General features: G+C 35.5%; 21 protein-coding genes and 1 pseudogene. 7 read left to right on the forward strand and 15 right to left on the reverse strand.

Translation table 11 applies throughout. From position 1 onward, the window contains the following. Positions 1–99: 99 nt before the first annotated feature. Positions 100–1,146: a DUF2332 domain-containing protein gene (locus BAU27_RS29205; RefSeq protein WP_071746336.1), complete on the reverse strand. Its 1,047-nt coding sequence runs from the start codon at positions 1,144–1,146 to the stop codon at positions 100–102. A 431-nt stretch (positions 1,147–1,577) separates the two neighbouring features. Between BAU27_RS29205 and BAU27_RS29210 the strand changes: the two genes are divergently transcribed. Next, on the forward strand, positions 1,578–3,080 hold the full coding sequence (locus tag BAU27_RS29210) for a malate:quinone oxidoreductase (protein WP_071772871.1): 1,503 nt from the start codon (positions 1,578–1,580) through the stop codon (positions 3,078–3,080). A gap of 62 nt (positions 3,081–3,142) precedes the next feature. On the opposite strand, the gene lsrB is transcribed toward BAU27_RS29210, so the two are convergent. From lsrB to BAU27_RS29230, 4 genes are read right to left on the reverse strand one after another with little or no spacing between them, the layout of a single operon-like run. Next, the gene (gene lsrB / locus BAU27_RS29215) at positions 3,143–4,186 is read right to left on the reverse strand and encodes an autoinducer 2 ABC transporter substrate-binding protein LsrB (RefSeq protein WP_071772872.1); all 1,044 of its coding nucleotides are present in this window, start codon (positions 4,184–4,186) and stop codon (positions 3,143–3,145) included. Further along, positions 4,183–5,181, reverse strand: coding sequence for an ABC transporter permease (locus BAU27_RS29220; protein ID WP_071772873.1), 999 nt, complete (start codon positions 5,179–5,181; stop codon positions 4,183–4,185). Before BAU27_RS29220 ends, lsrB begins: the two co-directional genes overlap by 4 nt. After that, positions 5,178–6,146, reverse strand: a complete 969-nt coding sequence (locus tag BAU27_RS29225) for an ABC transporter permease subunit (protein ID WP_071772874.1) — start codon at positions 6,144–6,146, stop codon at positions 5,178–5,180. Before BAU27_RS29225 ends, BAU27_RS29220 begins: the two co-directional genes overlap by 4 nt. Beyond that, positions 6,143–7,636, reverse strand: coding sequence for a sugar ABC transporter ATP-binding protein (locus tag BAU27_RS29230; RefSeq protein ID WP_071772875.1), 1,494 nt, complete (start codon positions 7,634–7,636; stop codon positions 6,143–6,145). Before BAU27_RS29230 ends, BAU27_RS29225 begins: the two co-directional genes overlap by 4 nt. A 350-nt stretch (positions 7,637–7,986) precedes the next feature. Between BAU27_RS29230 and BAU27_RS29235 the strand changes: the two genes are divergently transcribed. Genes BAU27_RS29235 through lsrF form a run of 4 tightly spaced genes read left to right on the forward strand, consistent with a single transcriptional unit; the run spans position 7,987 to position 11,658 of the window. Further along, complete coding sequence (locus tag BAU27_RS29235) at positions 7,987–8,919, forward strand: sugar-binding transcriptional regulator (protein ID WP_071772876.1); 933 nt, start codon at positions 7,987–7,989, stop codon at positions 8,917–8,919. Further along, the gene (gene lsrK / locus BAU27_RS29240; RefSeq protein ID WP_071772877.1) at positions 8,919–10,481 is read left to right on the forward strand and encodes an autoinducer-2 kinase; all 1,563 of its coding nucleotides are present in this window, start codon (positions 8,919–8,921) and stop codon (positions 10,479–10,481) included. The genes BAU27_RS29235 and lsrK overlap by 1 nt, the downstream gene beginning before the upstream one ends. 25 nt (positions 10,482–10,506) lie before the next feature. Then, the gene (locus BAU27_RS29245) at positions 10,507–10,869 is read left to right on the forward strand and encodes a cupin domain-containing protein (protein ID WP_071772878.1); all 363 of its coding nucleotides are present in this window, start codon (positions 10,507–10,509) and stop codon (positions 10,867–10,869) included. A 6-nt stretch (positions 10,870–10,875) separates the two neighbouring features. Next, positions 10,876–11,658, forward strand: a complete 783-nt coding sequence (gene lsrF / locus BAU27_RS29250; protein WP_000219780.1) for a 3-hydroxy-5-phosphonooxypentane-2,4-dione thiolase — start codon at positions 10,876–10,878, stop codon at positions 11,656–11,658. A gap of 140 nt (positions 11,659–11,798) precedes the next feature. On the opposite strand, the gene BAU27_RS29255 is transcribed toward lsrF, so the two are convergent. The 9 genes and pseudogenes from BAU27_RS29255 to BAU27_RS29295 all read right to left on the reverse strand — a co-directional run bounded on the left by BAU27_RS29255 (position 11,799) and on the right by BAU27_RS29295 (position 18,350). Next, positions 11,799–12,302 carry a GNAT family N-acetyltransferase gene (locus BAU27_RS29255; protein ID WP_071772879.1) on the reverse strand — a complete coding sequence of 168 codons (504 nt, stop codon included), beginning with the start codon at positions 12,300–12,302 and terminating at the stop codon, positions 11,799–11,801. 479 nt (positions 12,303–12,781) lie between these two features. After that, entirely contained in the window at positions 12,782–13,063 is a 282-nt protein-coding gene (locus tag BAU27_RS29260; protein WP_071772880.1) for a hypothetical protein, read from the reverse strand. 76 nt (positions 13,064–13,139) lie between these two features. Beyond that, positions 13,140–13,365, reverse strand: a pseudogene (locus BAU27_RS29265) (IS1595 family transposase); the annotation flags it as partial. Between the two features lie 139 nt (positions 13,366–13,504). Then, the gene (locus tag BAU27_RS29270; RefSeq protein ID WP_071746347.1) at positions 13,505–13,924 is read right to left on the reverse strand and encodes a VOC family protein; all 420 of its coding nucleotides are present in this window, start codon (positions 13,922–13,924) and stop codon (positions 13,505–13,507) included. A gap of 208 nt (positions 13,925–14,132) precedes the next feature. Further along, positions 14,133–14,837, reverse strand: coding sequence for a nucleotidyltransferase domain-containing protein (locus tag BAU27_RS29275; protein WP_071772881.1), 705 nt, complete (start codon positions 14,835–14,837; stop codon positions 14,133–14,135). A gap of 78 nt (positions 14,838–14,915) precedes the next feature. After that, positions 14,916–15,503 carry a hypothetical protein gene (locus tag BAU27_RS29280; protein WP_071772882.1) on the reverse strand — a complete coding sequence of 196 codons (588 nt, stop codon included), beginning with the start codon at positions 15,501–15,503 and terminating at the stop codon, positions 14,916–14,918. Positions 15,504–15,610: 107 nt separating this feature from the next. After that, the gene (locus BAU27_RS29285) at positions 15,611–15,937 is read right to left on the reverse strand and encodes an antibiotic biosynthesis monooxygenase family protein (protein ID WP_071746350.1); all 327 of its coding nucleotides are present in this window, start codon (positions 15,935–15,937) and stop codon (positions 15,611–15,613) included. Positions 15,938–16,034: 97 nt separating this feature from the next. Then, entirely contained in the window at positions 16,035–17,249 is a 1,215-nt protein-coding gene (locus BAU27_RS29290; RefSeq protein WP_071772883.1) for an MFS transporter, read from the reverse strand. A 57-nt stretch (positions 17,250–17,306) separates the two neighbouring features. Next, complete coding sequence (locus BAU27_RS29295; RefSeq protein WP_071772884.1) at positions 17,307–18,350, reverse strand: ArsR/SmtB family transcription factor; 1,044 nt, start codon at positions 18,348–18,350, stop codon at positions 17,307–17,309. Between the two features lie 354 nt (positions 18,351–18,704). Between BAU27_RS29295 and BAU27_RS29300 the strand changes: the two genes are divergently transcribed. Further along, complete coding sequence (locus tag BAU27_RS29300; protein WP_071772885.1) at positions 18,705–19,196, forward strand: DinB family protein; 492 nt, start codon at positions 18,705–18,707, stop codon at positions 19,194–19,196. Between the two features lie 221 nt (positions 19,197–19,417). On the opposite strand, the gene BAU27_RS29305 is transcribed toward BAU27_RS29300, so the two are convergent. Then, positions 19,418–21,709, reverse strand: a complete 2,292-nt coding sequence (locus BAU27_RS29305) for a glycoside hydrolase family 3 C-terminal domain-containing protein (RefSeq protein WP_071772886.1) — start codon at positions 21,707–21,709, stop codon at positions 19,418–19,420. Positions 21,710–21,955: 246 nt separating this feature from the next. On the opposite strand from BAU27_RS29305, the gene BAU27_RS29310 reads away from it, so the two are divergent. Then, positions 21,956–23,188: a helix-turn-helix domain-containing protein gene (locus tag BAU27_RS29310; RefSeq protein ID WP_071772887.1), complete on the forward strand. Its 1,233-nt coding sequence runs from the start codon at positions 21,956–21,958 to the stop codon at positions 23,186–23,188. Positions 23,189–23,301 lie beyond the last annotated feature (113 nt).

Raw genomic sequence — 23,301 nt, forward strand, 5'->3', positions numbered from 1 at the left:
TTTTATCTTATCCTTATATACAACTTACCATAAATTATTATCATATTAATCAAAAAAATTTAATTTTAAAACAAAAGTTCCCCATCCTATAGGATTACATTAACAAAGCGACTCATCCCCAAGCCCCCAACTAAACCATTTCCCATGCCCTTCCGTCTCCCCAACCGTTTCACAATATTCGTTTCCGTGAATATAATAATCAACATGAAGATCCCGATCCCACATGTTGTTATATAGGTGGAATACATCACGTTTTGCACCAATTTCTTTAATTTGTTTTTCTAGCGTATGTTTCACACCTTCTGGTATTTGATTCGCTACATGTGTATGGAAAATACAAATCACCGCATCTTCACTTATTTGATTTGCAATGGCCGGGAGAAGTGCTACCCCGTCACCTTCTATTAATTGTACTGATTTTGCTTTTACAAGCGTTGCTGCTTGATCGAATAGTTTCAGTCTTTCTTTATGTTCTGGCCAAATAAGCGCTCGTAACCATAAATAGTCTCCGTCATCATTTAAATCGTTCACATGTAAATCTAGTCCGATTCTTTCTACGACAGGTGGACTTTGTTTTAGCAAATACGGCATATTCTCCCCTCTTATTTCAGAGGTTAAATGAACATTCGATTGTGTATTTCCATACACTTTTTCCATTCCATATGAATAACGATATTGATCCCAAAATAGTTGTAATCCAGAACTTGTACCAATCTCTATTAACGCTAACGGTTTGTTCACTTTATTAAATATGTAACAGAAACTTGGATACAAATAGGCACATCGTCTTACTTCATTCGTTTGAACGAGTTTCGTTTGTAATAAAGTAATTATTTCTTCACGATATACATGGCAAAAATCTTTAAATTGGTGAAAGGCATTTTCAAAATTTGTATCAGCATCTTCAACTAAACTATAATAATACCTTTTTAAACTGTGTTCTTTTCCTTTTAACAATAAATAATGGACTGCACCTAATAATAAGTTTGGGATTGGTTGACCAGGTTGTGCGTAGGAAGCTAACGTAAGAACTTCCTCATCTTTAGAAATTTTTATTGATAAATACTCGTATAAATCACTTGATCCTTTACATTCATTCTCAGAAAAATTCCGAAAAAAATTTGCGATTTGTTCTTTTGTAAGCATTGGTATCCCTCCTGTTTTATTTTCAGAATAATCTTACCATTAATTTGTTTTTTACTCTATTTTTTCAAATTAGATGTAATAAAAACAGATTCTTACAAATTCCTAAAGATAAAAACTTAAAAATAAATGTAGTAGTAAGTTTTTTTGAGATAACATCAAACTGGAATTCTTCTCCAAATTCCGCTTTACTACAATGCTTTTTACCCTTATGACAGAAGAATTCTGCGAAATAAAGCGTTAAATAGTTTAAAATTATCAGATAACACTAGATATTTTAGTCTATTAATTATTATAATAGAGTATGAGATGGTTATATAATTGAGACAAAAAAGGTAAATACCTAGGTGGGGCCTAGGTGGTGTTTTCTTTTTACGGCTTAGATATAAAAACACCTACTCTTTTTTGCCAATATAGGGGATGGAGAGATTATCATGAGCAACATGCAGCAAAAAACAGACGTTATCTTAATTGGCGCTGGAATTATGAGCGCAACGTTAGGATCATTACTTAAAGAATTGGCACCTGAATGGGAAATTAAAGTATTTGAAAAACTCGCAAATGCCGGAGAAGAAAGTTCTAACGAATGGAATAATGCTGGTACAGGACATTCTGCGCTATGTGAGCTTAACTATACATCCGAAAAATCTGACGGGTCTATAGATATTGGTAAAGCTGTAAAAGTAAATGAGCAATTTCAACTTTCAAGACAATTTTGGGCGTATCTTGTTAAGAAAAATTTAATTCGTAATCCACAAGATTTTATTATGCCACTACCTCATATGAGTTTGGTGCAAGGAGAAAAAAATGTCGAGTTTCTAAAAAATCGTTTTGAAGCGCTTTCAAAAAACCCTCTATTCCAAGGAATGGAATTTTCTGACGATCCTGATACATTAAAAAAATGGCTTCCACTTATTATGGAAGGCCGTAACTCTAATGAATCAATGGCTGCAACGAAAATCGATTCTGGAACAGATGTTAACTTTGGTGCGTTAACACGCATGTTGTTTGATTACTTAAAAACTAAAAATGTCGAGCTAAACTACAAACATAGTGTCGAAAATATTAAACGTACGAAGAACGGTTTGTGGGAAGTGAAAGTACACGATATGAATAGTGGGAAAATCGAACACCATACTGCAAAATTCGTCTTTATCGGCGGCGGTGGCGGTAGTCTACCTCTACTTCAGAAAACTGGTATTCCTGAATCAAAACATATTGGAGGATTCCCAGTAAGTGGACTATTTATGGTATGTAAAAATCAAAAAGTAATTGAGCAACATCATGCTAAAGTTTATGGTAAAGCTAAAGTTGGTGCTCCGCCAATGTCTGTACCTCACCTTGATACGAGATATATAGACAATAAAAAAGCTTTACTGTTCGGACCGTTCGCTGGATTCTCACCTAAATTCTTAAAAACTGGTTCAAATCTTGACTTAATCGGTTCTGTAAAACCGAATAACGTCTTAACGATGTTAGCAGCTGGTGTAAAAGAAATGGGCTTAACAAAATACTTAATCCAACAAGTTATGCTATCACATGAAAAACGTATGGAAGAATTACGTGAGTTTATTCCGAACGCAAAAAGTGAAGATTGGGATATTGTAGTTGCTGGTCAACGTGTGCAAGTAATAAAAGATACTGATGCAGGTGGTAAAGGAACACTGCAGTTTGGTACAGAAGTTGTTAGTGCATCTGACGGATCAATCGCTGCGTTACTTGGTGCTTCTCCAGGTGCTTCTACTGCTGTTCATGTTATGCTTGAAGTATTAGAAAAATGCTTCCCAGGCCGCATGGTAGAATGGGAAGAAAAAATAAAAGAAATGATCCCTTCTTATGGCATTTCGCTAACTGAAAATCCAAGATTGTTCCAAGATCTTCACGCTTCAACAGGACGCACACTTGGGTTAAATGAAAAAGAAGCTGTTCACAATTAACGGATAGATTAAAAAACGACATAATAAAAACGTCCGATATATTCGGACGTTTTTATTTTCTACTAGAAATTATACTTATCAATATTATCCTTTGTAAATACAACTCGTTCAGGTAATACGATAATACCATTTCCTTCTGCCTCATAGTCATACCCTTGAATAGAGTTTGGTTCTACTTTCACTTTTCCGATTCCTTTTACTTCAAAGCTATCCCCTACTTTTAACTTCTTCCCTTTTACAACAATTTCATTTGCGACATACGTTGCGAGTGCACCTTGCTGTTTAACATCCCATAAACCAAATTGCTCTACTGTTCCTCGTTTTACATAATCACGCATAACGTTCGGCGTTGAAAACCCAGTTACGACTACTTTTTTATCCATTTTCAAATTTTCAGTAGCTTGCGCCATCGCTGGAAGTGCCGTTGCATCTGGACATATTACTGCGTTAATATCCGGATACGTTTTTAAAATACTCTCCCCTACTGATAAAGATTTTTGTGCATTATTTTCACCATATTGCGTCGTTACAATTTCCCAGTTCGGGTATTTCTCTTTTATAATCTCTTTCGCCTTCGTTACCCATTGGTTTTGATCTGTTACAGTTGGGCTTGAATAAAAGAATGCGACCTTCCCTTTATCTCCAATTTGCTTAGATGTCATTTCTATTAATAAATTTGCAAGTTGATCTGGTGTACCTTGGCTAATATAAAACGAACGGTCTTTCGGATTCACATCAGAATCCCACGTTAATACAGTCATCCCCTTTTTCTTTGCACGTTGCAGTGATTGCGAGAGACCATCAACTGACGTAGATGAAACCATAATTGCATCGTAGTTTTGATTAATGAAATTGTTTATATATTTTACTTGCCCTGATACACTCGCCTCAGACGGTCCATCATACTTCACCTGTACACCTAACTTATCCCCCATCTCTTTTGCACCTTCACCGCCTGATGTGAAGAAGCCCACTCCTGTTAATTTCGGAATGAACGCAAATTTCACATCGTCTGCTTTTTTCTTATCTGCCGTTTGGCTAGAGCAAGCGATTAAACCGATTAAACAAATACACATTATAATAACAATCCCCAGTTTTCTCTTCATGACATTTCCCCCTTATGCAAATTCCGTCTTTTCCCCGTAGTGAATCGTTGTAATTTGAAATGTCTCATAATAACAGAAACGATAAGGATAATACCTATTACTACATTTGATTGTTCATTCGTTAAGCCAGTCATTTGCAAACCGTACTGCATGAGTCCTATAAAAATACTCGCTAGTACTGTCCCAATAATACTCCCTTTTCCGCCCGTAATAAGTGTGCCTCCTAATACAACTGCCGTAATAACTGGCAAAATCGTTTCACTTCCAATATCAGCACGAGCAGAACCGAAATACGCTGTTAAGAAAGCTCCTCCTAATCCACCTCCTAACCCAGAAAGTACGTATGCAATAATCACTACTTTCTTCGTTCGAATCCCGGAATATTTCGCCGTACTTTCATTTGCACCAGTTAGTTTTGCGTGACGGCCGTATGTTGTATGGTGAAACAATATCGTAAATACTATCGTTAAAATGACAAGGAGCCATAATAAATTAGGTATACCGATAAAACTACCATTTGCCAGTTGCACATACGAATCTGGTAAACCACTAATTCCTTCATAACCCGTTGCCCCCGAACCACCTGAAATAACAAGAGCGATTCCTGCATATAAAAACATCGTTCCAAGTGTAACGACAAGAGGTTCTACATCTGTCATTTTTATAATAAGTCCATTTAATCCGCCGGCTATACAACTTACTACGAGCGCAATGATAACTGCCAGCAGTATAGGCACACCATTCATCCAAAGTACGCCGATAAGAATCGAAGTAAGCCCCATAATAGATCCTACTGATACATCAATTCCGCCAGTTACAATGACAAATGTCATCGGAATAGCCGCAATTGAAATAATGAGGAAATCGTTCATGCTAAAAAGGAGGTTACTAATGTTTAAGAAATCACTATTTATGAAACTAAAGAAAATGAATTCTACGAGAAGCAATAAGAGAAGAACCCCTTCCCATCTATACAAACTACGTATTCCCCTCATAGATTCACCCTCCTTTCTTCTAATTGCCGGAGTTTCTTCCATTTTTTCAATCCACTATCTAATATAATGATGAGTAAAAGTAAAAATCCTGAAATAGCACTATTCCAAAATGCAGGAATTTTTAAAAAGACGAGTGAACTGCTTATCACTTCTAAAAAGAATGCACCTAATGCCGCTCCAAATATAGAACCTGTTCCTCCTTTTAAATGAATACCACCTAATACAGCAGCAGCGATCACTTGCAATTCTATCCCTGTACCTGTTTGATTTGGAACGAACCCAATATTCATTACGAATATGCATCCAGCGAGCCCAGCGCTTATGCCTGATATGATAAACGCGTATATTTTCACTTTATCTACATGTATTCCAATAAGCCTTGCACCATCTTCATTATCACCTACCGCATAAAAAAACCTTCCAATTTGTACTTTCATTAAAAAGAAATATAGTAGCAGCAATATGATAAGAACGGTCCATACGGTTACCGGAATACCTAGTATCATAATAGAAGAAATTTGTTTATACTCATTCGGAATATCTTCAATCCACTTTCCGCCCGTAAATATTAACATTGCACCTCTAATAATCCCGAGCATTCCTAATGTCATAATGATAGCTGGCACTCGAAATTTCGTAACGCCAATTCCGTTTACCATACCAATAAGAGCACCAAGTATAATTGCCGCAAACATTGAAATAAAGGCACTGTATCCATCTGTTAACAACATCCCGCAAACTGCAGCGCTTAAGCCCACAATAGATCCTACTGATACATCTATATTTTTCGTAAACAATACGAAAGATTGACCAATTGCCAAAACAACTAAAATAACGCTTGATTTCAGCATTAAAGATAATGAGCTAAAATGAATAAAACTAGGATTCATTACTCCAACGAAGGCTATATAAAGAAGTAATAAAATAATAATAGACATCTCATGCATTTTAAATACACGTTTCACTCCGTTACACCTCCCTTTCCTCCATATGCCAGGCGTGTAACTTCATCTATACTAATTTCCTTCTTTTCTAAATGAGAGACAAATTCTCCGTTTCTCATGACATATACACGATTTGCTAATTGAACAATTTCTTCTACATCTGAAGAAATTAATATGATCGCCAGTCCTTTTCTCTTCAAACTTAATATAGTTTCGTATACTTCTAGTCTTGCTTTCGCATCAATACCGCGGGTCGGTTCATCAAGAATAATTACTTTCGGATTACATGCAAGATATTTTGCTAGTACGACCTTTTGTTGGTTCCCACCCGATAAAGAGGTCAGCTCTTCATTCATATGAGATACAACAATTCGAAACTGTTTTATATACAATTCGGATAAAGCGCTTTCTTTTTTATTATTTAAAAAGAAGCTACTCATACTGTTTAAAGATGCCGATGTTATATTATCCTTAACAGACGCATTTGAAAATATACCATTCCCTGCCCGATCCTCCGGTACATACACCATACCTTCTTTTATTCGCTTATGTACCGAATACTTCGTAATGGCTGTTCCCTCTAATAAGACGGAACCTGATTTCAAAGGCATTAATCCAAATATTGATTCGGCTAATTCTGTCCTACCTGATCCGACGATACCTGCAATCCCAACAACTTCCCCAGCATGTACAGTTAATGATACATTTTGAAACGCGTAACTAGACGCATTCGTGACATCTAATATTATTTCCGAAGGCTCTATTTCTTCATGTACGATTTCTTTCTTCTCCTCAAGCCTAGAACCTTTTGGCAATAACCCATCCATTAGCAAGTCATATGTATAGCTCGATACATTTCCCTGACTAACAATCGTACCATCGCGCAAAATCGCTACTTTATTTGCAATTTCAAAGATTTCTGGAAAACGATGTGTAATGTATATCATGCCAATTCCTTTTTCTCTTAAGCTTTTTATCAACACAAAAAGACTCTTAATTTCGTGAGTTGTTAATGTCGATGTTGGCTCATCTAAAATAAGAATCTCAGCTTCCCTTATTAATCCCCTCAATATTTCTACTAATTGTTGCTGGGCAATGGATAACGATAACCCTAGATCATGAAGTTGAATGTTCCACCCTAATTCTTCTAGCAACTTATTAATTTTATTTCGAAGCTCTTTCTTTTTCGCTTTCATTCCGATACAAATGTTCTCTTCAATTGTCATATGAGGAAAAATGAGCGGCTCTTGAGGAATTAAATACATGCCATGTTGATGTGCTTCTGCTGTATTTGAAAACTTTTGTATTTCTCCATTCACAAACATTTTTCCTGAATCGTATGAATGTAAACCCATTAATATTTTCATTAACGTTGATTTCCCGGCACCATTTCCACCGACTAAAGCGTATACGTCTCCACGCTCTAATTGTAAATTGACTTCTTTTAATACGAGTTGATCTGCAAATGATTTACTCATCTTTGTAACTTGTAATAAGGGCACGTTCTCCACATGATGTCACCTACCTTTATCCCGCATTAACTGGCAGTAAAACTCCCACCTAAAAATTCAGCTTAGGCAAAGAAGTTAGGTATGAGATAAACTGCCAGTAAATTCCTGATTGGTGAGGGCTAATAATCAGTGGGGGATGAACAAAACCCCCACTGATTAAAGTTTCTCTTTATCCAAAACATTTTTTGAGAAGATGATTTTTTGTTCTACTTGTTTTGTAGCATTGTATATTTCTTTTTTCATATCTAGAACACTTTTTTCACCGGACTATTTATCGTTTCAACTGGAATAATCAAAATAACGAACACATATGTTTAAGCAGTGGTCAATTGTTGAAAGGGATGAAGAGCATGTCACAGCTGAACTTTGAAGACAATTTGTTAACAAAAGTAGCATGGTATTACTATAAAGATGAACTAACGCAACAAGAAATAGCTTCACTTCTCCACATTTCAAGAAATAAAGTTGTTCGGTTGTTACATAAAGCACGTACGGAAGGTATCGTCACATTTCAAGTAAAAGGTACTGGTTTACACTGTTTAAGCATCGAACGTGACCTTATGAAAAAATTCCATCTAAAAGATGCTTTCGTTATTCCAACACCAACTGAAGATTATGCATCATCACTCGGAAAAGCCTCTGCACAATATTTAGAAACTCATCTGCAACAAGGAGATTTACTCGGCATCGGCTGGGGCGAAACGATTAGTAAAATGCTAGAAAACATTCATTTTGAAACTTCTATGAATCTCTCAATCGTTACTCTTACAGGAGGCGTAAACCACTATATTCCAAGAAATCAAAGCTATTTAAACTACATGCAAGGCGACCTTCATATTATCCCTACCCCTTTTCTTACATCTACAAACGAAATGACGCAAATTATTCTATCAGAACCGAGCGTGAAAGATATGCTTCACGTCGCTTCACTCGCGCATACAGCAGTAGTTGGCATTGGTAGCTTATCTCAGGACGCCACAATTGTGAAAGAAGAAAAACTAACACTACGTGAAATGACATATATACGTAGTCAGAACGGGGCCGGAGATATTTTAGGACAATTTTACAATACTGCCGGAAAACAATTAGAACTTCCTCATCATAATCGTCTTATCGGCACACCACTCTCTGTTCTTAAAAATATGAAGCATGTCGTTGGTGTAGCTGGCGGTATAGAAAAGATAGATGCAATATACGGCGCCTTAAAAGGAAAATTCATTCATACATTAATTACTGATGAAGAAACTGCCCTCTCTTTATTAAGAAAGGAAGGTGAATCTTAATGTCTACTCTATTAGCTTACGATGCTGGTACAGGAAGTATTCGAGCAGTTCTTTTTGATTTAAACGGTAATCAACTTGCTGTTAGTCAAAAAGAATGGATTCATAAATCAGATATTCGTTATCCCGGTTCTATGAATTTTGATGTAAAAGAAAATTGGAAGCTCGTTCAAGAATGTACGAAGGATATTCTTCAAAAAAGTAGTACGTCCCCCTCTTCTATTAAAGGTATAAGTGCAACGAGCATGCGTGAGGGCTTTGTTTTATACGATAAAAACGGGCAAGAAATATGGGCTTGTGCAAATGTTGATGGCCGCGCATCAGCGGAAGTTAGTGAGCTAAAACAAATTCGTTCCGAAATTGAAGAAGATTTATATAAAAAATCCGGTCAAACTTTTTCATTAGGTGCTTTACCTCGCTTACTTTGGATAAAAAAGCATGAGCCAGATGTATACAGAAACATTCATTCCTTTACGATGTTAAACGATTGGATTTTATATAAATTGTGCGGAAGTTTGCAAATTGATTCTTCCAATGGATGCACGTCCGGTATATTCGATTTACAAAATAGAGTTTGGGATAACTCAGTTGCTGAGCAATGTGGACTTACGCTAGCCTTTTCACCAAAAGTTAATGAGGCTGGTTCGGTAATCGGGAGTGTCACAAAACAAAGTGCTATATTAACAGGGTTATTTGAAGGAACACCTGTCGTTGCTGGCGGCGGTGATGCTCAAATGGCATCACTCGGGACTGGCGTTGTAAAGCCTGAACAAACATTTATATGCGGGGGAAGTTTTTGGCAACAAGAAGTAAATATAACAAAATCAGAAACTGATCCAAATGCGGCGATTCGTGTAAATTGCCACGTCATTCCTAACCTATGGCAATACGAAACAATCGCTTTCTTCCCTGGCCTTGTTATGAGATGGTTTCGAGATGCTTTTTGCCAAGAAGAAAAAAGACTCGCTGATAAACTCGGTGTAGATGCTTATGAATTATTAGAAGAACAAGCGAAAGAAGTTCCTGTAGGTTCACATGGCATAATTCCTACTTTTTCAAATGTAATGAATTATATTTCATGGCGACATGCTGCACCATCCTTTTTAAATTTGAGTTTAGATGCTGACAAATGTGGGAAGAAAGAGATGTTTCGTGCAATTGAGGAGAATGCGGCCTTCGTTACACTTGGCAACTTGAAATTAATTGAAGCTCTTACTGGTAAATTCCCTTCTGAAGTAATCTTTGCTGGCGGAGCTGCTAAAGGAAAACTTTGGCCACAAATACTAGCAGATGTCCTTGGGATCCCTGTTAAAGTACCCGTTGTAAAAGAAGCCGCTGCTTTAGGTACCGCAATTGCCGCTGGAGTTGGCGCAGGCATATATGAATCACTCGAAGAAACTGCAGAGCAATTTGTACAGTGGGAAAAAACATTTAAGCCAAACGCTGAAAATCATGAGATTTATAAAGGATTCTATGAAACATGGAAAACGGTGTATGCTAGCCAACTTTCTTTAGCCGATAAAGGTTTCACATCACATATGTGGATTGCCCCTGGTGCACTGTAACACATTACATAAAGGAGTGATTTTTATGCTAAAAGTGAATGAAAATGATTTCACATATCGCTTCGGTGATAACGGGCCGAAATATTTAATACAAGGTCCAAATATTGATCTTGGCCTTGTCGTCATTCAGCCTGGGCAAGAGTTTCAAAATCATTATCATACAACGTGCGAAGAAGTCTTCTATGCATTAGAAGGAGAAATAGATTTCTATGTGAATAACGAAAGAGTTCCAATCAAACAAGGTGATGTCTTACAAGTTCGCCCTCATGAATCTCACTATCTAATTAACCATTCTGACAAACCTTTTAAAGCTGTTTTTATAAAATCACCACATTTACCAAATAAAGATACTGTACAAACGGAAAATCCAACATTTACGAAGGAGTGATTTCACATGACTTGGGGATTTAAAAATCGATTAAACACAATTTTACCTGATGGCAGAGCAGTTATGTTAGCGATAGATCACGGCTACTTTTTAGGACCAATTCACGGACTAGAACAACCGTTAGAAACAGTTAAAAACTTACTTCCTTATACAGATTCCCTCTTTTTAACGCGCGGTGTACTTAGCTCCTGTATTCCTGAAAACTGCAGCACACCGATGGTTATGCGTGTATCAGGCGGGGCAACCGTCGTCGGTAAAGATTTAGCGAATGAAACAATTGTTACACCTGTGAAAGAAGCAGTAAAACAAAACGCAATTGGCGTCGGCGTTTCTGTCTTTGTAGGATCAGACTATGAAACACAAACTGTTTCAAATCTCGCAAACGTAGTTTCAGAAGCTCACGATTACGGACTGCCAGTACTCGGCATTACCGCCGTTGCGAAAGAATTACAAAAACGTGAAGCTCGTTTTCTAGCACTTGCCTCCCGCGTATGTGTTGAAATGGGTGCTGATATTATTAAAACGTACTACTGCGAAGGATTTGAAAAAATAACGAGCACATGCCCTGCTCCAGTCGTAATCGCGGGCGGTCCGAAACTAGATTCAATCGAAGACGCATTAAACATTACGTACAACGCCCTCCAAGAAGGCGCAATCGGAGTAGACATGGGCCGAAACATATGGCAATCCGAACATCCAGCTGCGATGATTCAAGCAATTCATGGCATTGTGAAAAATAGATTGAATGTGAAAGAAGCGCTGGAACTTTATGATGATGTGAAAAATTAAAGTAAAAGACAGCCTATTACACTTAAATATATACAAAATCAATATTTACTATAAGGAAAAGCCCCTATGTTAAATTACTGAGTAACCTAACATAGGGGCTTTCTTTTACATTTTTTATTGTTCTGAATTGGGTCAGATTTCTAGAGATCGCGTACGTTCCAAACAATCTCACCACGCTCACCCCACGTACTGTGATGCCGCTTAAATCCTATCTTTTCTAATACCCGGAAGGACGCAACATTCCAAGCGCCTACAGTCGACCAAAGTCTTTGGCGCCCCGTAGCAATCGCGGCCTCTAGCACAGCTGATGCTGCCTCTGTCGCATAACCCTTGCGATGAGCACTGCGGAACAACTCGTATGCAATCTCCGGCTCTTCATGCGTGGAACGACCGATAATTAAGCCACAGTATCCGATGAAATCGCCTTCGTCTCGCCTACGGATAGTGAGAAGAGAAATACCATTTTCAGCTGCTTTCTTGCGCATCTCAATAAGATAGCTACGAACAGAGTCAATGGTTGGCATGTCCACACCACGTTCGCCAATTAATTTTCTCAGCCATACTGCATCGGATTCCTCCCACATATTCAGGTCGAGTCGTTCCGTTTTCAACTGAAACGCCATATCTTTATATGTAGCTGTCATAGCGTCAACCTCCTATTCATATCACTGTACTACTCATAATAGTTTCACACCTCATCACCACATCAGATTGTAAACCCGATTGATTTGCAAATCTATTTTCCAACTCTCGCGAAAGTTTACAGCAACAGTATACAAAAAATTAGTGATGTTTAATGCATAAGCAATTATCCTAAGAAATAGACCTTTTTATCAAACTTTATTTCAAATCTACAGCATTTGGTTTAAGTTGACGACACTCTAGTTCATTAATGGTTTTATTTGTTTTAGATTTTCAATTATCATACAAAACATCTTTCTCTACTTCTTAAAATAATGATATACTCCCAATAATTTGCTGCCATAACCGGTGTATCCTTACTATATTCACGCTTAATATTTATATTTTGGCTCTGCTCAATTTTAATGTTGAAAATTGAGTAAATTAGAGGGAAACCCAACTATAAGGGTTTCCCGTTTTTATACTTTCGACTTTTTCGCTGTTAAGAGACATTTTTTAGCCAAGTAATAATTCGAATTACCTGAAATGGTTCAAACCAAGTAATTAAAAACATCACAACGAAGTAAGAAATAAGTGATATGAATTTTAATGTTCCTTTTTCCCGTTTAACAACTGCTATAAAACTTAGTACAATTCCAACTAAAAAAGAAATAAAACTAAAAAGGACAATCGGCTCAGAATATCCATCTATTATCCAATTTAATCCGAATAATAATATCCCTGCAAACATCAAGACTATTGATAATAAACTGAATTTTCCCATAATTATACCTCCAAATATGATTTTACCATTTTAAGGAGTAAACGATAATTATTTTTTGTTGCATTAGAATGAACAATTACGCGATAAACTTAGATAAACGTAAGCTCTCATACGTATCAATCATTTCATACACAAATGACGATAAGAGAAACTTTTTTATATTGTGTTTAGCGCTTTCGTTACTGCAACTATCAATAAATAAAAATCAGGCAAGATAGTTATCGAAATATTTTTGTAACCACGCCTTTAAATCGGTCTATCCATTGTTTCATTCGAAAATGGAGACCATTTACATTATAGATTAATCAAGAAGCTGTCTCACAAGTCAGATTTTTGACTAAAATTCGTTTATTTTTTGCTTTGGTGTTCCATTAAAAAAGCGAATAAAATGATCAAGCCCCTTTCCAAACTGGATAAGGGGCTATATATATCTTCAAACCATTACTCTTGATGATTGCTATTGAGTTTTGAGACTTTCTTACCATCTCTATAGTCAAGGCAAGATACTTCAATTAACAATCCATTAAACATTGTAAAATAAAAACCATAACTACTACCTCTCATAGAATACGGTGCCTTTTCTATTTCAATGCCGCCAGCTACTAAACGATTATATGCTTGATCAACTTCATTTGAAGTATCCACTAAAAAACCAATGTGAAAAGCTTCAGGATACATAACTTCCTTATTCCCCTTAAATGCTTTTGGATCGCTTAGCACAAGTATAAATCCACTCTCATCACTCATCACTACAAGTGCCTTTCCCTTTTGCTCCAAAAATTGAAAATCAAAAAATGTTTCAAAGAAATGCCTCGCTTCTGATAAATCATCAACACATAGATTTAAATGATTCAATCTCATTCACTCATCTCCTTTTAAACAGAGGGTATATATACTCATATTGATAACACTTACATATGTAAGGAAAGATATACCGTCTAAGACTTTTTTAATACTCTTATGCTTTTTCCTGTAGCCTAGAACATTTTTCGAAATGAATGCAATCATATGAACAATTCGACATGGAGTATCGATTTACCTATATAAGTTGACAAGTGTTATAGCCATATTATTTTTTCTCCAAATTAAGTAAAATCCACTCAATCAAGAAAATTGCTGAAGAGATGCGCTCTATTGTCTCTCCTAAAAATAATTTATTAAGTAATGCATCCAAATGGATTGGTTTATTAGGCAACACTTGAATATACCTTAAAACAGATCCCACTGGCGGTGTAGGTTTGTTATTAATAGCCCATATCCCTTCTAATAATGTCCAAGTTGACGTATGGACTATGTATGAAGCTTTTAACTCATCGTTTGCTTTCAATGCAGACTGAATTTTTATTAGCGAACTATGTAACCAATGAGAAATGCCTTTTACTTTATCACTAGAAACACGGTAGTTTTCAAATTCATGTTTAGCTATTTCCTTTAACTTTTTCAGCTCACCGCTTTTATCAAATAAAAATTTCCCTTCTAAAAATGAGTATAGTTCCATCGGATTGTTTTTAAAGTTTAATTGAATTTGATTAAAATCTGCATACTTATATTCAATTAAAATACCTTCTCTCATTTCAGAATCAAATTTCTTCTTTTGTCCGTCATCTAAAAGAATATATAAGTCTAAATCCGATTCAGGATATGCATCACCTCTTGCGACAGATCCGATCAGCATACATCCATTTACCTTATCTATAGATAAGGTTTCGGCTACTATTACTTGCACTAATTTTTTATGTTGTTCATGTTTAATAGATGTTTGTGCTTCTAACATTTGTAACCTCCAAACATATTATTATGGAGTTATTCGTTACCTAAATATATTGTACTTCTCTTATAATCTTCTACATACTTATTCAACAATTGTCAGTTCATATACAATTGCGTCTTTACTGCTTTTTGTTTTATCTTGAATCGTTACAATATCTCCAGCTTTTATTTTCGGTGCATTCACCACTTTTACCATCTCTGGCGGAACATATCCCCCATTATTCTCTTTATTTAGTGGAAACCACTTTACTGATTTATTAGTTGCTTCTAAAATTTTATATTTAATTGTACCATCATACTTTATTTCACCTACAAGATCTTTTACTAATATAGGTGTATATTTACCCTCTTCTTTTTCTAAAGAGATATAATCACCTATATCTAGGATACCGTTTCTTTTAGGCGCCTTCCATTTTGTTGGATTTAAATTACTTAAACTTACTTTCACACTATCTTCTTTTTTTGAGTTAGCATCTTTTAGAAATATTTCATTATAATTCTTATCAATAATGATATACTCTTTCTGCTCTACTATTTTTGCACTGCTTTCATGTTTTTCTTCCTCATTCTTAGATACTTCTTCTTTCACATTATTATTACTACACGCTGATAATAATGCCGTTGCTAAAGCTGCCATTAGTAACATTTTTTTCACTTCATTTACCTCCATTTATAACTAAACGAATAAACATGTATCACATCCATATTTTACTATAAATCAAAAAGAGAGGATATTTGTTTATTAATAAACAAATATCCTCTACCTTTAATTATATTTTACGACTTCTGATAAGCCGATTTCGATGATTTCACATAATAAACCCCATGTTCAACATTAATGATATGATCTGGTTTTGGTTTACCACGGCTCGCTCTATGCCCTGCTAAATGTTCTTCACTCGTTTCCCAGTTTTTCCATGCTTCTTCAGATTCCCAGCGAATCATAACGACTACTTCTTCGTCTCCTCGTCTTACTTTTTTCACGAGTACACTTAAGTCGATAAATCCTTCAAATTTTTCAATAATACCTTCTCCAGTGAAATGCTGTACTACTATATCAGATGTACCTTCTTTTACTGTAAATGTCTTCGTTTCGATAAACATATATCCCACTCCCTCTTTGTAATACGAATACTAGTATTCTTCTATTATAATTGATTATGATAATTATTTTCAATTATAAAGTTTTAAATTTTTAGAATTATGCAGACTTCTCTTCAATCGACTCATCTAAAAATTTAAAATACGGTAGCACTATCCCTATTAAAGAAGTGACACATATAATCGCACCGATGATAAAGTATAATACTCTCACTCCCCACATTTCACTCAGTATTCCCCCTAATAACACACCTAATGGCATAGCGGATCGTATGAAAAATAGTCGCACTGAAAATACTTTTCCTATCATATTATTTGGGACAGTTTGTTGGCATATTGTCGTGTTATGAACATTGAAAAATGCAATACATATACCGGCAATTACTTCGATTACAATCGCAATAATAATACTATTATTTAAACCTAGTGAAATGTAAGTAAGTCCCCCTACGAACAATCCTCCAAGCATAAGTAGTCGACGGCTTCTATACTTCATTTTCCCAACTAATATGGAACCAACTACATAGCCAAGTGGGAACCCTGCCATAAAATAGCCGTACTCCGCGTATCCTGCTGACAGCTCGTCTTTTATATACGGCAAGTTTGTAACCATCGTTACCCCTACCCCAAATTGTACGAAAGTAAGAAATACACCGAGCCAAATGATTATTGGTTTTGTGAAAAAATATGTAAAACCGTGAAGAAACTGTTCTAGCCACGTTTTTCTCAGTTCTTGTTTTAACCTTTCTTCTTTTATGAAAAGCAATAATCCCCCACTTATAAATAGACAAATACATACGAGCAATATTGTTAATTTGATTCCAATAAATTTAATAACGATACCACCTAATATTGGCGCAAGAAACATCATAAGACGGGTCATTCCATCTATATACGCATTTGCATCTTGAAGCTGCTTTTGACTTACAATGCTTGGTGTAATTGCTTGACTTGCAGGTGTATAAAGCGGTGTAATGAGCCCGATTATTATTTGAACGACATACACATGCCAAACTTCTATATTACCAGTAACTAACATCATTAAAGGTAGTAAGAAAACAGATGCTCGCATCCATTGCGAAAAAATCATAATCCACTTTCTGCTCCATTTATCTATAAATGGTCCGCTTATTAGTTGCAGTATGAGAGACGGGATAAAATATAGTAACCACATGCTACTTAATGCTGTTTTTGATCCTGTTAACTCATATACAAGAATTGAATTACAAAACGTCCCGAAAGCCCCGCCCAATTCTGAAATTGCACTGCCAATCCACATAAAAAAGAATGAACGATTTTTTAATACATTTTCCATTATAACGCACCAACTTTTCTATTAAATTCCTCCCTTTATGTACATTCTCGTTGTATATTATCTATTTAAAAATACTTCTAATTCTTTCGCTAAAGACTGTACTGCTTTCTTTCTCAACACATATTTGCCGTCATGAATATCAACTAACTTTGCGGAACGTAATAATTTTAAATGGTGATGTACTGTTGATTTCCCAAGTTGTAATCTTTCCGTTATTTCCTGCAATGTACGTTCTTTTTCAAACAACATTTTTACAATTCTTAATCTCGCTTCATCCCCAAGCGCCTTATGTTTATGTACTAAAAAATAGCTCGGCTCATATGGATCTTCCGGATGAATACTTTCATTTGCGACCGGATAATGAAATACTTTCGTGTCTTCAATATCTGCTTCTATGTTCCACGGTCTGTATGTCATTTGCGGGATAAGAAGTACATGATGCACACTTGGCTCTGGCATGTATAAAACTCCTCCTGTAGCCCACTCGACAAACTCTTCCGGTTTCATCTTTTTATTCATTTCATTTTTCGCTTCATAATCTCGCTCTAGTATAGAAAGTAGTTGCTCTTCCTCTTTCTTAATGACACTCTCATACCATCCTGTCATAACAGCGATTAAATGCCCTTTTAATAATTTCATATTTGTATTACATATAAACTCAATATACGTAGAAAAAAATTGATGTTCCTGTGTCAGTTCTTTTAGTTCATATATTGCAGTTACATCTCCATTTGCTGCTAAACGTCTTTTCTCCTCATACTTTTCTCCTAAAAACGGTAAACATATATACTTCAAATCTTCTACTGAAAGTGAATCGATTTTAGCATTAAACTGCGCTAAGTCCTGAAAATCTCCATCATACAGTAACTGTAGCAACACTTTCCACGTATTGTGCTTCTCGACAAATTGCAAATGCTCTATCATTTCATAAGATAAAGATGTTCTAATTTCTTCCCATTCGCTTTGAGACTTTTCAAGAGTATCGATTAACCTCTTATGAGTAATTGCCGCAATGCCAAGTGCACATTCGAACAGTATCGAATACTTCATTTGAACGTTATACGTTTCCCTTTTTCTACTCGTTACGTGAAAGACTTCCATTTAATCTCCTCCTTACTTGCTATGTATTAAATTCTATATTTATTGAATTAAACCTTCTGTATTTTTAGAATTTCGAAACATCAAGAAATTTATTTCGCTACAATTTTTTAAATTTAAGCTGCAGTTGATTTTCTTGTTCAACTATGAGGCAGGTTTCTTGATGAGAAAGGAGAATTTATTGCAGTAAGAAAAATGATTTAGAAAGCATAAGTTTATTTATACAATTGCTACAACGGCGTCATATTGTTCTTTTAGAAACTTCAAAATATCAATCAGATAATAAATAGGTACGTTTCTACCTAATTTCTCTAACACTTATTGTTGGTCTATCTCATAGTTAAGGAGGCTATACGAATGGGTAAAAAAGAAATATTACAAAATGGAGTCAAACAAGTTTTTTACGAAGAAGAATGGTACCCACCGATATCAGAAGCGTTAAAGAATCTTACTGCTGCACAAGCATGTTGGCAACCAGAAGGAAAGGCCAGTAATACGATTTGGGAAAATGCAAACCATTTACTAACCTTTAAAGAGCGCTTACTTTCCCGCTTACATCAAGATGACACATTTGTTGCTCCACAAAATAATGATGACACGTTTGTCCAAGGTGGACCTAATGATGAGGATGCTTGGCAGCAAACAGTGAAGCGAACGCTTCAAGTACATGATGCCTTACAATCTTCATTAACATCCCTTCAAGAAGAAGAACTGGATCAACCAAGTCCTTCTCTACCGGTTTGGCAACAATATATGAATATCCTATTGCACGATGCTTATCATACAGGTCAAATTATACAAATTCGTAAACTCCAAGGTTCATGGCCATCTCATCGCTCCTATTTATAAACGCTGATTAAAGATGATAGACAAGCATATGATTCTATATTTAGCAGAATAAGTACAAAAAAAAGAAAATGAGATTCTAACTCTCATTTTCTTTTTTTGTTGGAGAAACGTCCTACATAAAACTTTAATCAATGAGATTTTGTCCATCCACCACTGATTATTAACCCAAACCACTCGGGCATTTCCGGGCCATTAATACGGGATAAAAAGCTCATTCACACCTATCGATTCATCTGGGCATCGTTCAATAGCCCAATGATTTCACTCAACATTTCTTCTGTGAAAGCACCTGCACTAAAGTTTACTAATGCTCGTAATGGCATATAGTTCAGCATAGCATCCATCATTTCAGAGGCATCACTATCCCCTTCAGTCATACTACCAAACGGGCTGTCTTTTAATGCCTTTTCCATAAGCCCCTTTGCGATTGGTGCTAAAATTGGGTCCGCAAATATATCCCCTAGTAAAGTATTACGATATACTGGTTTTCGAATTATAGTCGTTGATTGAATATACACGTTATCTTGTAAAACTATCTCTCTTGAAGACTTACCTACTAAAATCTCAAATTCACCAGTTTCAACATGCCAGTCCTTCAATTCAACATTATAATAAGCAAATGATCTTTTATTTAAAGTAAAGTTAACCGTTTTTTCTTCTCCCGGCTGCAATTCTACTTTTTCAAATCCTTTTAATTCTTTCTCAGGACGAATCATAGTACTTTCAATATCTTTTATATAGAGTTGAACAATTTCTTTCCCTGCCGTACTACCAATATTTTTCACGTTTACAGTGACAGAAACTGTCTCCGTATCCTTTATTTCTTTCTTATCTACTGAAAGATTACTATACTCAAAGTTTGTATAGCTTAACCCAAAACCAAATGGGAACAATGGTTCAATATTTTTCTTATCATAATAACGGTATCCGACGAAGACACCTTCTTTGTATTCCACTTTGTCACCTTCTCCAGGGAAGTTTAAGTAAGAAGGATTATCGCTTAAAACTTTCAGGAATGTTTCTGCTAATTTCCCGCTTGGATTCGCATCACCAAATAATAAATCAGCAATTGCTCCGCCTAATGCTTGCCCACCTAAATAGCCTTCAAGTATTCCTTTTACTTTACCTATCCATGGCATTTCAATCGGTGCTCCGTTACTTAAAACTACAACGATATTACTTTGAACTTCCGCAATAGCCTCAATTAATTGAACGTGATTCTCTGGCATTTGTAAATGCTTTCGATCAAAACCTTCTGACTCATAACGATCTGGAAGTCCAACAAAAAGGACCACTGTATCTGCGCTTTCTGCAATCTTTTTTGCTTCATTAGTCATGTTTTCATCTACATCATCGCTTGCAAGATTATAGCCTTGTGCAAATAATATGTTTGTTTTTTCACCTGATACCATTTCGATTTCTTCGAGAATACTTTCAAGCTTTGTTGGATTAATATGAGAACTTCCGCCGCCTTGATAACGTGGTTGCTTTGCAAATTCTCCAATTATCGCTACCGTCCCCTCTTTTTTCAGCGGAAGGATGGAATCTTCATTTTTTAACATAACCATACTTTCACTTGCAACTTCTCTAGCAAGCTGATGATGCGCGTCCTTACTATACACAGCGTTTTCTAATTGGTTATCATAAGCTTTAAAAATAATGTAAAGTAATCGCTCTACAGCTTGATCAAGCTTTTCTACAGATAGCTCACCACCATTAACTGCATCAACAATCTTCTTCTCACCAATTCCAAAGCTTGAAGGCATTTCTAACTCCAAACCGTTAGCTAAACCTTCAACACGCTCATTTACTGCACCCCAATCAGAAACGACAAAACCTTCAAATCCCCATTCATCTTTTAAAATATCATTTAATAAATAGTTATTTTCCGAAGCGTATTCACCATTTATCTTGTTGTAAGCGCTCATTACTGTCCAAGGTTGTGCTTCCTTAATGACATCTTCAAAGCTAGCAAGATAGATTTCACGCAATGTTCTTTCATCAACAATTGTATCTACAGACATTCTGCGATGCTCCTGATTATTAGCAGCGAAATGTTTTAATGACGTTCCAATCCCTTGACTTTGTACACCTATAACATGGTTTGCAGCCATTTGTGATGATAAATATGGGTCCTCTGAAAAGTACTCAAAGTTTCTTCCGCATAGCGGCGAACGTTTTATGTTTGCACCTGGTCCAAGGAGAACACCTACATTTTCAGCCTGACATTCCTCTCCTAATGCAACTCCTACTTGATTTATTAATTCTTTATTCCATGTACTTGCTAACCCTACTGCTGATGGGAAACAAGTCGATGGAATACTGTTATAAATCCCTAAGTGATCTGCTCCCTCTGCTTGTTTTCTAAGGCCATGTGGCCCATCAGTTACCATAATAGAAGGAATTCCTAATCGCTCAATCCCTTTTGTATTCCAAAAGTCTAATCCAGAACATAGACTCGCCTTTTCTTCTAACTTCATTTGTGAAATAATTTTCTTAATATCCCTTTTCATGATAGCCCTCCTAAAAAACAATTAAGTAAACGCTTTCTTAATGTCATTATAGTTATTATTTTTTAGATATTATGGTATATTTTTTAGAATACTTGTAAAAATTTTGGCTGATTATATTTATGATTACTTTGCAGAGTAACATAAGATGTACCCTCTTATTGTGAAACCTTTGCTTAAGAGAGGATTTTATGTTGCCTTTATCTTGTACATATATTGGCTAATGTTTAATGAATAGAGGTTAAAATAGTGAATTGCTCCAAACTAGAAGATTTATATTATATTTGTAAGCTAGTCTTTGACATACATAAAACACCTATCTTTTTCATTGATAACAAAGGGGATTTAGCATTTGAAATCTCGTCCAATTTTCAGCATAACCCTTTGTATTCTTCAAAAGAGGAGTTACTTAATCAACTATTTAAGGAAAATCCACCCTATACTTTTCCAGTACTAGAAGAGACTTCTTTTCTTGAAAATTTCTTCTCAATTAGCTTACGTTTGAACGATCAACTTAGTGGGAATATCATCGTTGGACCTGTCCTCTATTCCAGATTATCAGAAACCTCAATTAAAGGACTCATTAATGATCTTCAACTAAAAATAGACAAAGAGAAAATGATACGATATTATCATTCTCTCCCCATCTTAAGCAATTTGAAATTTTTAAATGTAAGTATGATTCTTTTTTACATGCTATATCAACAAAAATTAGATATTGCTGATATTTTGCAAAAAAATATACTATTAAAAAAGGATGATTTTGAGATTGAACAGCCTGATATACATATATCGGAGCAACGTCAAAGTACATTAACTCATATCGACCCACTAATTGAAAGAGAAATTTTCGAGTGTATTAAGCTTGGAAAAAAAGATGATTTAATTAAAAATCTAAGGAGATTACCTGAATCAGGGGATCTTGGGGTGTTATCAAAAACAAGTCATTTGCGAAGCCAGAAGAATTCTGCCATCGCAGCAATTACACTTGCGACTAGATCAGCTATAGATGGTGGACTATTCCCTGAAATCGCATATACCCTCAGTGATTTATTTATTCAAAAACTCGAAGAAATAAATAAAAGTGAAGCCATTTCTCCATTTTTGGAGAATGCTTTACTTGAGTTCTCAGAACGAGTAAGAAATGTGACAATACAAAAACATTCAAAACCTATAAACGTATGTCAAAATTATATATTTACTCATCTTTACGAAGAAATCACACTATCCCAACTAGCAGGAATAGTCGCATTAAATCCTAGTTATCTATCTTCCCTTTTCAAAAAAGAAATTGGAATTTCACTAGGCGAATATATTCAACGTGCTAAGATCGATGAATCAAAAAATTTAATGACCTTTACGAGACATTCTATATCCGAAATTTCTACACTATTAAATTTTCATGACCAGAGCCATTTTACAAAGGTCTTTAAAAAACATACTGGTGTTTCACCTAAACAATTTAAAAATGGATGTTTTTAATGTTTATTATTCTACCAATAGATTTATTTAGTTGCTTTACATTATTAATAAAAAACCCCTCGACTCGTGTTGAGGGGTTTTTACTAATAATGTAATATACGTTTTTCTGTTTC

The organism is Bacillus sp. NH11B (genome assembly GCF_001884205.1).
Lineage (GTDB): Bacteria > Bacillota > Bacilli > Bacillales > Bacillaceae_G > Bacillus_A > Bacillus_A proteolyticus.

Coding starts and splice junctions, on each gene's coding strand:
- BAU27_RS29205 (WP_071746336.1), bottom strand. CDS start 1,146: ATGCTTACAAAAGAACAAATCGCAAATTTTTTTCGGAATTTTTCTGAG.
- BAU27_RS29210 (WP_071772871.1), top strand. CDS start 1,578: ATGAGCAACATGCAGCAAAAAACAGACGTTATCTTAATTGGCGCTGGA.
- lsrB (WP_071772872.1), bottom strand. CDS start 4,186: ATGAAGAGAAAACTGGGGATTGTTATTATAATGTGTATTTGTTTAATC.
- BAU27_RS29220 (WP_071772873.1), bottom strand. CDS start 5,181: ATGAGGGGAATACGTAGTTTGTATAGATGGGAAGGGGTTCTTCTCTTA.
- BAU27_RS29235 (WP_071772876.1), top strand. CDS start 7,987: ATGTCACAGCTGAACTTTGAAGACAATTTGTTAACAAAAGTAGCATGG.
- lsrK (WP_071772877.1), top strand. CDS start 8,919: ATGTCTACTCTATTAGCTTACGATGCTGGTACAGGAAGTATTCGAGCA.
- BAU27_RS29245 (WP_071772878.1), top strand. CDS start 10,507: ATGCTAAAAGTGAATGAAAATGATTTCACATATCGCTTCGGTGATAAC.
- lsrF (WP_000219780.1), top strand. CDS start 10,876: ATGACTTGGGGATTTAAAAATCGATTAAACACAATTTTACCTGATGGC.
- BAU27_RS29255 (WP_071772879.1), bottom strand. CDS start 12,302: ATGACAGCTACATATAAAGATATGGCGTTTCAGTTGAAAACGGAACGA.
- BAU27_RS29260 (WP_071772880.1), bottom strand. CDS start 13,063: ATGGGAAAATTCAGTTTATTATCAATAGTCTTGATGTTTGCAGGGATA.
- BAU27_RS29270 (WP_071746347.1), bottom strand. CDS start 13,924: ATGAGATTGAATCATTTAAATCTATGTGTTGATGATTTATCAGAAGCG.
- BAU27_RS29275 (WP_071772881.1), bottom strand. CDS start 14,837: ATGTTAGAAGCACAAACATCTATTAAACATGAACAACATAAAAAATTA.
- BAU27_RS29280 (WP_071772882.1), bottom strand. CDS start 15,503: ATGGAGGTAAATGAAGTGAAAAAAATGTTACTAATGGCAGCTTTAGCA.
- BAU27_RS29285 (WP_071746350.1), bottom strand. CDS start 15,937: ATGTTTATCGAAACGAAGACATTTACAGTAAAAGAAGGTACATCTGAT.
- BAU27_RS29290 (WP_071772883.1), bottom strand. CDS start 17,249: ATGGAAAATGTATTAAAAAATCGTTCATTCTTTTTTATGTGGATTGGC.
- BAU27_RS29295 (WP_071772884.1), bottom strand. CDS start 18,350: ATGGAAGTCTTTCACGTAACGAGTAGAAAAAGGGAAACGTATAACGTT.
- BAU27_RS29300 (WP_071772885.1), top strand. CDS start 18,705: ATGGGTAAAAAAGAAATATTACAAAATGGAGTCAAACAAGTTTTTTAC.
- BAU27_RS29305 (WP_071772886.1), bottom strand. CDS start 21,709: ATGAAAAGGGATATTAAGAAAATTATTTCACAAATGAAGTTAGAAGAA.